At 60.6% G+C, this 12709-nt stretch carries 12 protein-coding genes; 8 read left to right on the top strand and 4 right to left on the bottom strand.

The window, feature by feature from the left end:
• Window positions 1-188: 188 nt before the first annotated feature.
• The 8 genes from B9Z31_RS02265 (at window position 189) to B9Z31_RS02300 (ending at window position 7788) form a co-directional block, all read left to right on the top strand.
• On the top strand, window positions 189-2276 hold the full coding sequence (locus B9Z31_RS02265; RefSeq protein WP_100117957.1) for an ATP-dependent helicase: 2088 nt from the start codon (window positions 189-191) through the stop codon (window positions 2274-2276).
• Window positions 2273-2710, top strand: coding sequence for a hypothetical protein (locus B9Z31_RS02270; protein ID WP_199174416.1), 438 nt, complete (start codon window positions 2273-2275; stop codon window positions 2708-2710). The genes B9Z31_RS02265 and B9Z31_RS02270 overlap by 4 nt, the downstream gene beginning before the upstream one ends.
• A gap of 123 nt (window positions 2711-2833) precedes the next feature.
• Entirely contained in the window at window positions 2834-3529 is a 696-nt protein-coding gene (locus B9Z31_RS02275; RefSeq protein ID WP_100117958.1) for an energy transducer TonB, read from the top strand.
• A gap of 76 nt (window positions 3530-3605) precedes the next feature.
• Window positions 3606-4415 carry a MotA/TolQ/ExbB proton channel family protein gene (locus B9Z31_RS02280; protein ID WP_100117959.1) on the top strand — a complete coding sequence of 270 codons (810 nt, stop codon included), beginning with the start codon at window positions 3606-3608 and terminating at the stop codon, window positions 4413-4415.
• Window positions 4412-4840, top strand: coding sequence for a biopolymer transporter ExbD (locus B9Z31_RS02285; RefSeq protein WP_100117960.1), 429 nt, complete (start codon window positions 4412-4414; stop codon window positions 4838-4840). The genes B9Z31_RS02280 and B9Z31_RS02285 overlap by 4 nt, the downstream gene beginning before the upstream one ends.
• Before the next feature lie 22 nt (window positions 4841-4862).
• Window positions 4863-5303, top strand: a complete 441-nt coding sequence (locus B9Z31_RS02290) for a biopolymer transporter ExbD (RefSeq protein WP_199174417.1) — start codon at window positions 4863-4865, stop codon at window positions 5301-5303.
• 51 nt (window positions 5304-5354) lie between these two features.
• Complete coding sequence (locus B9Z31_RS02295) at window positions 5355-6005, top strand: LuxR C-terminal-related transcriptional regulator (protein WP_100117961.1); 651 nt, start codon at window positions 5355-5357, stop codon at window positions 6003-6005.
• A gap of 88 nt (window positions 6006-6093) precedes the next feature.
• The gene (locus B9Z31_RS02300; RefSeq protein ID WP_158235647.1) at window positions 6094-7788 is read left to right on the top strand and encodes a hybrid sensor histidine kinase/response regulator; all 1695 of its coding nucleotides are present in this window, start codon (window positions 6094-6096) and stop codon (window positions 7786-7788) included.
• Between the two features lie 112 nt (window positions 7789-7900).
• Here the strand turns inward: B9Z31_RS02300 and B9Z31_RS02305 are convergent, their stop codons facing one another.
• The 4 genes from B9Z31_RS02305 to B9Z31_RS02320 all read right to left on the bottom strand — a co-directional run bounded on the left by B9Z31_RS02305 (window position 7901) and on the right by B9Z31_RS02320 (window position 12676).
• Window positions 7901-8887: a tripartite tricarboxylate transporter substrate-binding protein gene (locus B9Z31_RS02305; RefSeq protein WP_100117963.1), complete on the bottom strand. Its 987-nt coding sequence runs from the start codon at window positions 8885-8887 to the stop codon at window positions 7901-7903.
• A 134-nt stretch (window positions 8888-9021) separates the two neighbouring features.
• Complete coding sequence (locus B9Z31_RS02310) at window positions 9022-10275, bottom strand: phenylacetate--CoA ligase family protein (protein WP_100117964.1); 1254 nt, start codon at window positions 10273-10275, stop codon at window positions 9022-9024.
• A gap of 117 nt (window positions 10276-10392) precedes the next feature.
• Window positions 10393-11202 (bottom strand): ABC transporter ATP-binding protein, encoded by an 810-nt coding sequence (locus tag B9Z31_RS02315; protein ID WP_100117965.1) that lies wholly within the window; start codon window positions 11200-11202, stop codon window positions 10393-10395.
• A gap of 136 nt (window positions 11203-11338) precedes the next feature.
• The gene (locus tag B9Z31_RS02320; protein WP_100117966.1) at window positions 11339-12676 is read right to left on the bottom strand and encodes an ABC transporter substrate-binding protein; all 1338 of its coding nucleotides are present in this window, start codon (window positions 12674-12676) and stop codon (window positions 11339-11341) included.
• Window positions 12677-12709: the final 33 nt, after the last annotated feature.

The following is a 12709-nucleotide window of genomic DNA, read 5'->3' on the forward strand; positions in this document are numbered from 1 at the left end:
TGAGCGCACTTGGCATGCCAGTGCCGCTCAGGCCTTCCGGCTTTCTGGCATGCCGGCCACACACAGCACCCGGCTTGCCTGATGGCAGGCCTGGTGCTGTTTTTCTGAGAACGCTCGGCGCGGGTGGCGTCCCACAGTGCAGCGCACCCGCTATGATGGCCCGCTTTGCCCCGAACGCCCACCGCCCCATGTCAGCCGGACTCAACAACGCCCAACTCGAAGCCGTGAACTTTGTCTCCGGCCCTTGCCTGGTGTTGGCCGGGGCGGGCTCGGGCAAGACGCGGGTGATCACGCACAAGATCGCGCGCTTGATCGAAGCGGGGCTGGAGCCCAAGCGCATCGCGGCCATCACCTTCACCAACAAGGCCGCTGCCGAGATGCGCGAGCGGGCCAAGCAGCTGATCGGCAAGGCCGCCAAAGATGTGACGGTCTGCACCTTCCACGCCCTGGGGGTGCGCATCATGCGCGAAGACGGTGCGGTGCTGGGCCTCAAACCCCAGTTCAGCATCATGGACGCGGACGACGTGACCAGCATCTTGAAAGACTGCGGCGGCACCACCGACGCGGCCACCGCCCGCCAATGGCAGTGGACCATCAGCCTGTGGAAAAACATGGGCCTCAACGCCGAGCAGGCCGCAGCCCAAGCGCCCGACGACAACGCCCGCGTGATCGCCCGCATCATGGCGCTGTACCAAGAGCGGCTGACGGCTTACCAAAGCGTGGACTTTGACGACCTGATCGGCATGCCCCTGAAACTGCTGGCCGATTTCCCCGAGGTGCGCGAGCGCTGGCAGGCCAAGATGGGCCATGTGCTGGTGGACGAATACCAGGACACCAACGCCACCCAATACGAAGTGCTCAAGCACCTGGTGGGCGAGCGCGCGCGCTTCACGGCAGTGGGCGACGACGACCAGTCGATCTACGGCTGGCGCGGCGCGACGCTGGACAACTTGAAGCGCCTGCCTGTGGACTTTCCAAATCTGAAAGTCATCAAGCTGGAGCAGAACTACCGCTCCACCAGCGCCATTTTGCGGGCCGCCAACCATGTGATCCAGCCCAACCCCAAGCTGTTCCCCAAAACGCTGTTTTCAGAACTGGGTGAGGGCGAACCGGTGCGCGTCATCGATGCCGTCAACGAAGAGCACGAGGCCGACCGCGCCATTGCCCGCATCCAGTCGATCCGGGGGGGGCAGCTCAACCCGTCCAAACACCGCGAGTTCAAGGACTTTGCCATCCTGTACCGCGCCAACCACATGGCCCGCCCCTTTGAGCAGGCGCTGCGCCGCGCCAATATTCCCTACAAGGTGTCGGGTGGGCAGAGCTTTTTTGACAAGGCCGAAATCAAAGACCTGTGCGCCTGGTTTCGCCTGTGGATCAACAACGACGACGATCCGGCGTTTTTGCGCGCCATCACCAGCCCCAAACGCGGCATTGGCCACCAGACGCTGGGCCAGCTCGGCACCTTTGCCACGCAGTACAAACTGAGTTTGTTCGAGGCCTTGTTTGCGGGCAGCCTGCCCAGCGCGGTCAATTCACGCGCGGTCACCGGTTTGCACGAGTTTGGCCGCTACATCAACGACCTGGAGCACCGCGCCCGGCAAACCTTGGGCAAAAGGGACGCGCTGGCGTTTTTGCTCGAATGGCTCCAAGAGATCGGCTACGAGTCGCACCTGTACGACGGCGAGGACAATGAGAAAGTGGCCTCGGCCCGCTGGACCCATGTGCTGGAGTTTTGCGACTGGATGGCCGGGCGGTGCGGGGGCGAGATCGAGGACGTGACCGGTGCACAAATCGGCACCGAGGCCACCGACACCAAAAACCTGCTGGAGGTGGCACAGACCATCTCCTTGATTTCCACCCTGAGCGAGCGCGAAAAAGACCAAAACGTGGTCACGCTCTCCACCTTGCATGCCTCCAAGGGGCTGGAGTGGCCGCACGTCACGCTGGTGGGCGTGAACGAGGGCTTGCTGCCCTTCAAACTGGGCGAGGACGACACCACCGCCGGGGCCAACCAAGAAGGCATTTTGCTGCGCCTGCAAGAAGAGCGCCGCTTGATGTACGTGGGCATCACCCGTGCACAACGCAGTTTGGCGGTGAGCTGGACCCAACGCCGCAAAAAAGGGCGAGAGACCGTGGCCGCCCTGCCCAGCCGCTTCATCGCCGAGATGCGTTTGGACGAAAACACCGTGAAAGAAGACCCGCGCGAAAAACTCAAGGCCTTGCGGGCCGAATTTGCCAAGCGCGCGGCCGACGCGGCGGCGCAAGCCCCCCCATGAAAACACCCTGGCCCGCCTTTCGCCTTTGGCGCATCACCTTGTCCGTGGGGCTCACGCTCGCCGCCTGCGCTTGTGCCCACTCACCCGTGCCGCCCAGCTGCCCTTCTGGCGCAGACCTTCGTGCCGACATGCTGTTTGGCCCATGGCAGGTGCAACTGGCTGGCGCGACAAGCCCCTTGCACTTGCATTTGGGTCCCCACCCCGAGCATGAAGGCAGCCTCAAGGGTGAACTTAGGCAAGGACAACAACGCCATGCCGTGGTGGCCGATTTGGACGAGGGCGAATTCACCCTGGAAGAATCCCACGACGGTGTTCGAATTGCGGCCACTTGGCTGGGACGCCCCACGCCGGGACACTGCGGCCGCCTGATCCAAGGGCAAAGGTTTGAGAAAGATCAAACCGGGCAAGCGTTTCGACTGCAAAGACAACCCTGAGCACTTAAAAACCACCGCTCATGCGGTGTTTTAAGCCGCAAACCGGGGCCTTCTCACGCAAAATACAGGGCCCAACACCCGACCCACCCTTTGTCAGCGCCCGGCTCCCGCCCCCCGTTCACCATGTCCCACAGCACCTACCTCCAAGCACCCTCCCAGCGCAAATGGCTGGGCTTGGCTGCGGTGGTGCTGTTGCATGCTTTGCTGTTTTGGGCCATTCAAGCCGGATTGGCGCGAACCGTCATGCAAAAGATGCCGGTGGTCGTGCAGGCGCTGTTGTTGGAAGAAAAACGGGCCGAGTTGCCGCCACCGCCGCCCCCCCCTGCGCCACCCCCTGCGCCACCCCCTGCGCCCAAGACTGCCCCACCACCCACACCCACACCGCCCGCTTATGTGCCGCCAGCGGTCATCCCCATGGCGGCGGCACCGGCCAACGCCATCGTGGCGGTCAGCCCCACCCCGCCATTGGCCGCTCCTGCAGCGCCTGCGCCAACACCGGCGCCCCCTGCAGCGGCCCCTGCGGCACCAGCCAAAGCCCCTGCGCGCACCACCGCCGGTGTCAACATGGCCCAATGCGACAAACCCGACTACCCCACCGCATCACGGCGCATGGAGGAAGAAGGCACCGTCGGTTTGCGCTTCTTGGTGGGCACCGATGGCCAAGTCATTCAATCTGAAGTGGCCAAGAGCTCCGGCTACAAACGCCTGGATGAAGCCGCGCGGGCGGGTTTGGCGAAATGCCGGTTCAAGCCCGCCACGGTCGATGGCAAACCCGAGCAGGCTTGGACCACCATCCAATACGTTTGGCGCTTGGAATGAGCCCTCACCCCTCACCCCTCACCAACTTACACTCCGATTCACCCTTGATGGATAGAAATTCCAAGGAAACGCCTAAATGTTCACCACCCTGAAACACAGCCTGCTGGGCATCTTGGTCTGCGCCAGCCTTTTCTTCGCAGGACACAGCTCGGCTGCACCCGATGCGCCAGCAGCGCCAAGCCCTGTGGCCAACGCCAGCCTGGCAGCGGCCCAAGCCGCCCCAGCTGAAGCCAACCCCTACGGCCTGGGCGCTCTGTGGGCCCAAGGCGATGCCGTGGCCAAAGGCACGCTGTTGATTTTGGTGCTCATGAGCATGGGCAGCTGGTATGTGATCTTCACCAAGTTCTCGGCGCAATCCAAACTGCACCGATTTGCCCAAACAGCACAAGCCAACTTCTGGTCTGCAGGCTCGGTGCGGCAAGCGGCCGACGCCCTGGAAGCGGACAGCCCCTTCCGTTTCATTGCCGAAAAAGGCCTGGAAGGTGCCGCCAAACACGAGGGCTTGCTGGGCAGCGTGGACTTCAACACCTGGGTGACCATGAGCATCCAGCGGGCCATGGGCACCGTGCAAAGCCGCCAGCAAGACGGTTTGGCGGTGTTGGCGACGGTGGGCTCCACCGCCCCCTTTGTCGGCTTGTTTGGCACGGTGTGGGGCATCTACCATGCGCTGGTCAAGATCGGCATGTCTGGCCAGGCCAGCATCGACAAAGTGGCCGGCCCTGTCGGCGAAGCGCTCATCATGACGGCCATCGGCTTGGCCGTGGCGGTGCCTGCGGTGCTGGGCTACAACTGGTTGGTACGCCGCAACAAATCCGGCATGGAAGAAGTCAACGCCTTTGGTGCGGACTTGCACGCGGTGCTGCTGGCATCGGCCCCCAAGCCATGAGCATGAACCTCGGCCCCACGCTGGCCACGCCAGACGATGACGAGGTCATCGGCACCATCAACACCACGCCTTTGGTGGATGTGATGCTGGTGCTGCTCATCATTTTCTTGATCACCATCCCCGTGGTCACCACCTCCATCCAGGTGGATCTGCCCCAAGAACAGAACGTGGTGCGCGAAGCCAAGCCCGAGACGGTGATCATTTCGGTCAATCAGGCCGGTCAGATCTACCTCTACGACACCCCCATGCAGTCCAGCAAGGACCTGAATGCGCGGCTGCAGAAGTTGGCCGCCATGAAGCCCCAACCCGATGTGCAGATCCGAGGTGATGCGAAAAGCGCATTCGAGTCGGTGGGCCGTGTCATGTATGCCGTGCAACGTGCGGGCATCACCCAGGTGGGTTTCATCACCGACCCCAGGCCTTGAAGCACCGACAAAGGACACCCCCATGGCCATGAATTTGGGCACCGGCAGCGGCGACGAAACCGAGGTGATGATGGACATCAACACCACGCCGCTGATCGACGTGATGCTGGTGCTGATCATCATGCTGATCATCACCATTCCGGCGCAGTTGCATTCGGTGAATCTGGACATGCCCGTGGCCACCAGCGCGCCCCCAAAGAGCGAGCCCGTCGTGGTCAAGATCGACATCGATGCCAAAGCCACGGTGCTTTGGAACGGTCAGCCATTGGCGGATCGACCTGCACTGCAGGCCAAGCTGGCCGAGGCATCGGCCTTGCAACCCCAGCCCGAGCTGCACATCCGCTCGCACGCCAAAGCCCCCTATGAAGTGATCGCGTCGGTGCTGGCCGGGGCCCAACGTGCCGGCCTGACGAAATTGGGCATTGTGGGCACCGAGCAATTTGCGGATCAAGCGCCCCTCTAAAACCTTAGTTCCATTGATATTGGCGATCACCGGGGTAGCATCGGCAGACGTATGAACGATTCAGCCAACCGCCAGCCTGCCCTGCTCATCATTGACGACCACCCCGTTTACCGCGAAGCCCTAGGCGAGGCTTTGGCCAAAGAGTTTGCCCCCTTGGGCGTGGACGTCAAAACCGCCATCAACGTCAGCGAGGGCATGACCCTGGTGGACGAGTCCCCCCAATCCTGGATTGTTTTGTTGGACATGTTGATGCCGGGCTTGAGCGGTTTGGCCAGCATCAAGGTGTTCAGGAGCAAACCGAATGTGGCGCACGTCGTGTCCATTTCGGGTTTGGACGCGGACATCTGGGAGCCACGCACCGTCTCCGCTGGCGCGGCCCTCTTTTTATCCAAGAACAACACCTCAGCGGTCATCTTCAAAAGGCTCAAAGCCCTCTACAACGGCACGCAATGGCACCAAGCGCAAGGCGCCTCGAACGATGCCCTTGAATACCGGCTCACGCAGCGGCAACTGGAGGTGTTGACCTTGATTTCCATGGGGCACCCGAACAAGATCATTGCCGACTTGCTGGAGATCAAAGAGCAAACCGTCAAGATTCACATCAACCAAATTTTCAAAGAGTTGCGCGTCTTCAACCGAACCCAAGCGGTCTTGAAAGCCCAAAAGCTCTTGCTCCCTTCGGTGACACCGCTCGCCTCGTGATGGCATGAACCCTTCTGCACATCCACCAGCACCCCATGAGGAAGGGCCCCAAGATCGGACACTGATTGCGATTGAGAAATTGCGGTACATGCTCGATTACTCCAAGACGAGCACCATCGCCACCGTATTGGCGCCGATCCTGTGCATCCCTTTGTATTGGGACGATACGGCGCCCCTGCCCTTCGCGGCTTGGTTTGCAGCCATGACGGTGGCGGTCATCACCCGGTATGTCCTGCTCCGCGCCATTCGGGCTTTACCCCATCCCGCCCAGGACGGTCGGGTCTTGAACTTGGCCATCGGTTTGGTGACCCTGATGTGGGGGCTGGGCTGGTTTGTTTTTGTGCAACCCAGTGACATGGTGAGCTATTTGCTCTATCAGATCATCAGCCTCACGGTGCTGTTTGTCGGGATGGTGGGGTATTGCGTCAATTGGAAGACTTTTTTTGCTTTTGTCTTGCCCCTGAAAGTACCGGAGCTCGTTTTCATCACGGCCCATTTCAGTGAAGTGGTGTGGCCGATCGCGCTGGGCTCCATGGTGGCTTTTTATTTGGCACTCAAGATGGCCTTCATCTTTTCCAAATCATGGGAAAAGTCATTTGCATTGCGCTTGAAAAACGATGCCCTCATCGCGCAATTGACCGAAGAAAAAAATGCCTCCATGGCCGCCAACTTGGCCAAGTCCGAGTTCATTGCCACCGCCAGCCATGATCTGCGGCAACCCATGCAGTCCATCAACATCTTCGTTGACATGATTGACAACCGCCAGCTGAGTGAAAGTGATGGCGCCATCTTCAACAGGATGCGCAAAAGCATCACGGTGTTGAACCGCATGTTCAATACGCTGCTGGACATCAGCAAGCTCGATGCCCATCTGGCGGTTCGGGAACGGGCCTTCCATCTGGTGGAGATCGTTCACAGCTTGGAGGACAGCTTCAGCGACCTGTGCGCCGAAAAGAAAATCAAATTGTCTTTCCGGGGCGTGAAACAACAGGTGCAAGGCGACGCGCATTTGGTCGAGCAAATTTTGAGGAACTTGCTGGCCAACGCGATCCAATACACCGACCAAGGGCACATCGAGGTGGCTTTTGAGGCCAGCACGGATGGGCTGAGCTTTTCCGTCAAAGACACGGGTTGCGGCATTCCTGAAGCGGATTTGCCCTTGATCTACAACGAATTTTTCCGCTCCGACCATTCACGCGCACAGTGCGATGGACTGGGCCTGGGCCTGGCCATCGTGAACAGGATCGTGAAAAAAATCAACGGACACTGCCATGTCCAATCCGAAGTGGGCCAAGGCTCGGTGTTCACCGTCCACACCCGGTTTGCCGTCCTTCCCGCTCAAGCCGCCACGCATCTGCAGCCCCCACTGGCCAGCCGCGAGGCCGACGGACGCGTGCCACACCCGCGCGATGGCCAGGCCTCCAAGGGCCATTTGGGCATCTTGGAAAACGACGAAGCACTCTTGCAGGCCTATTTGCAGTACTTCACGCAAGCCGGATACACCATCCACATCGTGCCCTACGAAGAGACCGCTTTCCACGCCTGCTTGGCTTCGCTCCCCCCCTTGGATTTCATCTTGAGCGACTTCCGGCTGGGCCCCAAAGATGGGCTTTACTTCATCCAGCAATTGCGCGAAGAATTCAACCAAGACATCCCGGCCTGCATCGTGACCGCCGACACATCCCCCCAGCATTTGGATTTATTCAGCCAGCACAACATCGATGTCATGTACAAACCCATTGACATCCACACCATCGAAAAATTCATAGCGGCCCACATGTGACCCGACTGCGGGGGGTTCTTCGGCCATGGGGCTGTGCGGTGGCCACACCCGGTGTCGCGGCCAAAGAAAAAGCCGCTCCGAAGAGCGGCTTTGGCTTGGGTCAAACCCCAGATCAGTCGGCGTACTTGCCGGCAGCGTCCACCGCTGCTTTGATCTTGACCATCTCGGCCGCCACAAACTTCTTGTGCTCAGCCGGGTCAGAACGCTTGTCGGTCACCACCAAGGCGCCCAAATCTTGGTTTTTCTTGATGAATTCAGGGTCTTTCAAAACCCTCTTCAGGGCGTCGTTCAGCGTTTTGGTGATCGCAGCAGGTGTGCCTTTGGGGGCATAAAAGCCGTGCCAGATGGTCAGGTCAAAATTTTTCAGACCCATTTCTTGCAAACTGGGGTAGTGCTTGAGCACGGGGTGACCCGACAAAGGCTTGGCGGTGGTGACTGCAAAAGCCTTGACACGCCCACCTTCAATTTGCGCGACCGTGTTGGTGGTCTGGTCACACATCACATCCACCTGGCCACCGATCAGGGCGGTCATGGCGGGTGCGGTGCCGCCAAAGGGGATGGTGGTCATCGCGTCCTTGGTTTGCAGGTTGGACTGCCACAGCAAGCCACAAATGTGCGAGGCAGAACCCAAGCCTGCGTGGGCGATGTTCAACTTGCCTGCGTTGGCGCGGATGTAGTTTTCAAAGTCACGGTAGGTGTTGGCGGGCAACTGGGGCTTGCCGATCAGGGTCATGGGCACGTCATTGACCATGCCCAAAAATTCGAAGTCCTCCAGCGGCTTGTAAGCAATTTTGCGGTACAGGGCAGGCGTGGCGGCCATGCCGATGTGGAACAGCAAAAGTGTGTGGCCGTCGGGTGCCGCTTTGGCCACCTTGGTCGCGCCAATCGTGCCGCCTGCGCCAGCAGCGTTTTCCACGACGAAGTTGCTGCCAGGAATCTGCTTGCGCATGGCTTCGGCCAAATCACGTGCGACGCGGTCGGTCGGGCCACCCGCTGTGAAGGGCACCACGATGGAAATCGGCTTGGTGCCGGGATAAGCTTGGGCAAAAGCCCCCGCCGAAACAGCCGCCATGGCGGCCAATGCAAACAGTTTTTTCATGTCTAAACCCTCAAAATTAATAGAGAGAGTCTAGAACCAAAGTTAGGGTTTGACATGGCGGAAAGTACTTAGACGCTTTCCCTAATTTCCCCTGTGCTTCAAGGCCTTGCCGCCACCGGGGGGCCCGGTCCAACTCACTGGTAGCTTCTGGCGTCCTCGATCACCTTGCCATCATTGGCCAAGCTGCCAGCGGCCACCAAGTGCACTTCGCCGCGCAGTTTGGTCACATCGCGCACGGCTTCCGACACGCGGGCTTTCAAAGCCTCGTCCGACAAGGCGCCAGTTTCAACGTGCAGCGCCATTTGGTCATTGGCCATCTCGCCAGTCACCACCAAACGGGCTTTGCGCACTTCGGGGAAGCGCTTGACGATCTCAGCCACCTGACCGGGGTGGACAAACATGCCCCGGATCTTGGTGGTCTGGTCGGCGCGGCCCATCCAGCCTTTGATGCGCTGACCGGTGCGTCCGGTGGGGCAAGTGCCGGGCAAGATGGCCGACAAGTCACCCGTGCCAAAGCGGATCAAGGGGTAGTCGGGGTTGAGCGTGGTGATGACCAGCTCGCCCACCTCGCCCTCGGGCACCGGGTCGCCGGTGCCGGGGCGCACGATCTCCACGATCACGCCTTCGTCCAGCACCAAACCCTCACGCGCCGCGGTTTCGTAAGCGATCAGGCCCACGTCGGCCGTGGCGTAGCACTGGTAGGCATCGACGCCTTTGGCCGTCATCCAGTCGCGCAGGCTGGGCGGAAAAGCCTCGCCCGAGACCAGCGCTTTGCGCACACTGGGCAAGGCCACGCCCATCTCGGCGGCTTTTTCGAGGATGATTTTCAGGAAACTGGGGGTGCCGATGTACCCCGCAGGCTGCAACTCGGCCATGGCGGCCACTTGCTGCTCGGTCTGGCCAATGCCACCTGGGAACACGGTGCAACCCAAGGCATGGGCACCGGTTTCCATCATGGAGCCCGCAGGCGTGAAGTGGTAGCTGAAGCAGTTGTGGATCAGCTCGCCCGGGCGAAATCCGGCGGCAAACATGGTGCGCGCCATGCGCCAGTAGTCCATGCGGGTGCCCTCGGGCTCGTAAATCGTGCCGGGGCTGGCGAACACACGGGTCATGCCTGGGCCGAAACCCAGGGTGCTGAAACCACCAAACACATTGCCACCCGCGGCACGCGAAGCTTTTTGACGCTCCAGCAATTCGTATTTGCGGATCACCGGCAATTGGGCCAGCGCAGCGCGGCTGTTGACGCTGGCGGCATCCACGCCCTTGAGCAAGTCGGCAAAGGCCGGGGCCTTGCTTTGGGCGTGCGCGATCTGCGCGGGCAAAGCGGCCATCAGGGCGGCTTCTCGCGCTTGCGGGCTGCGGGTTTCGAGTGCGTCGTAATGCGTCATGGGTGCAGGACAGATCTGTGTGGGAGCGCGCCCCTGCGCGCGAAAAACGGTTGTGCGGGTCAGGCATTCGCGCGCAGGGGCGCGCGCCCACAGGAGAGGGTTGCGGGTGCCAGGCCCTTAAGCCAGCCAGCGCTTGCGGCGCTTGTAGCTCTTGACGTCCTTGAAGCTCTTGCGCTCGCCACCGCCCATGCCCAGGTAAAACTCTTTCACGTCTTCGTTGGTGCGCAGGTCTTCTGCTGCGCCGTCCATCACGATGCGACCCGACTCCATGATGTAGCCGTAGTCGGCGTACTTGAGCGCCATGTTGGTGTTCTGCTCGGCGATCAGGAAGGTGACTTTTTCCTTCTCGTTCAAATCCTTGACGATGTTGAACACCTCTTCCACGATCTGGGGCGCCAAGCCCATGGAGGGCTCGTCCAGCAACACCACGCTGGGGTTCGTCATCAAGGCGCGGCCAATGGCGCACATTTGCTGCTCACCACCCGAGGTGTAGGCCGCTTGCGAGGTGCGGCGGGTTTTGAGGCGCGGAAAGTAGGTGTACACCTTGTCCAGGTTGGCCGCGATCTCGCCCTTGTCGGTTCGGGTGTAGCTGCCGGTCATCAGGTTTTCTTCGATGGTCAGGTGGGCAAAGCAGTGACGCCCTTCCATCACCTGCACCACGCCTCGGTTGACCAAGTCGGCAGGCGAGAGGTTTTCGATGCGCTCGCCGCGCAGCTCGATCGAGCCCTTGGTCACTGCGCCGCGCTCGCCTTGCAGCAAGTTAGAAATCGCGCGCAGCGTGGTGGTCTTGCCGGCGCCGTTGCCGCCCAGCAAAGCCACGATGCCTTGCTCGGGCACCTGCAAGGACACGCCCTTGAGCACCAAGATGACGTGGTTGTAAATGACTTCGATGCCATTGACGTTCAGAACAATGTTTTTCTCGCTCATGGGCTGTGCCTTTTCTTAACTCTGGGGTTCAAGCCAAATGGAACCGCTGCACGCAAGGGTTTCATTTGGCAGCTGCCGCTGGCTCACACCACCGTGCAGCTGCAGCCCACCACTTGCGCAGTGGGCTGTTCACCGATCAGGACTGGCAATCCGCTGGGGTGCGGCGTGTCAGTTTCTTCTCGGCGGCGTACTTGTCGGCAGCGGCTTTCACCATGGGCTTGATGATCTGTTCATCGGCCTGGTACCAGTCGCTGGAGAACTCCCACTTGCTGCCGTTCCAGGTGTGGATACGGGCCCAGTTGGCACCCATGTGGTCCGCGCAAGAGGTCGACACAGGGCGCAACACGCCTTTGAAGCCCAACGCATCGAGCTTGGCCTGCGTCAAGTCCAGGTTTTCATAACCCCAGCGGGCTTGCTCACCGGTCATGACTTTGCCTTTGCCGTACTTTTGCTGAGCTTGGCGAACGCCTTCCACCGCGAACATGGCGCTGAACAAACCACGCATGTAGAGCACTTCACCGACTTCGTCCTTGGGACCCGTGCCTTGGTTTTTGGCGTGCAGTTTCTCCAAGACTTCCTTCACGATCGCAGAGCCCTTTTCGGTGCCGTGCTGCATGGTGATGGCGTTGTAGCCTTTGGCGCCCATGCCCACGTCCTTGACGTCAGGCTCGGCACCCGCCCACCACACGCCATAGATCTTCTCGCGGGGGTAGCCTGTGGCTTGCGCTTCTTTGAGCAAGGTGGAGTTCATCACACCCCAGCCCCAGTTGACCACGTAGTCAGGGCGGCTTTGGCGAATTTGCAACCAGGTGGACTTTTGCTCCACGCCCGGATGGGTCACGGGCAAGAGGCTCAGCTTGAAGCCGTGCATGGCGGCGCGCTCTTGCAAGATCGGGATGGCTTCTTTGCCAAACGGGCTGTCGTGGTAGACCAGCGCGATGTGCTTGCCCTTGAGCTTGTCTGCACCACCCAATTTTTTGGCGATGTCTTGAACGATGACGTCACCCGCCACCCAGTAAGTGCCGGCCAATGGGAAGTTCCACTTGAACACGCCGCCGTCAGCCGATTCGCTGCGGCCATAACCCGCGGTGATCAAAGGGATCTTGTCGCCAGGGGCTTTTTCAGTCAGGGCGAAGGTGATGCCGGTGGACAGGGGCTGGAACACGGTCGCGCCGCCGTTCTTGCCTTTCAGGCGCTCATAGCACTCCACGCCACGGTCGGTGGCGTAACCGGTTTCGCACTCTTCAAAGCTGACTTTGACGCCGTTGATGCCGCCACGCGCATTGACCAGCTTGAGGTAGTCGACATAGCCGTTGGCGAAGGGCACGCCGTTCGGGGCGTAAGCACCGGTGCGGTACACCAGCACGGGGAAAAACTGCTCTTTGGTTTGGGCCGTGGCCACGGTGCTGACCAGCGCACTGGCAAGACCGGCAGCCGCCACCGTGGTGGCAAGGACGAGTTGACGAAGCTTCATGGTTTGTCTCCTGTTAAAAAAGGGAAGCACTTG

Source organism: Limnohabitans sp. G3-2 (assembly GCF_002778275.1).
Lineage (GTDB): Bacteria > Pseudomonadota > Gammaproteobacteria > Burkholderiales > Burkholderiaceae_C > Limnohabitans_A.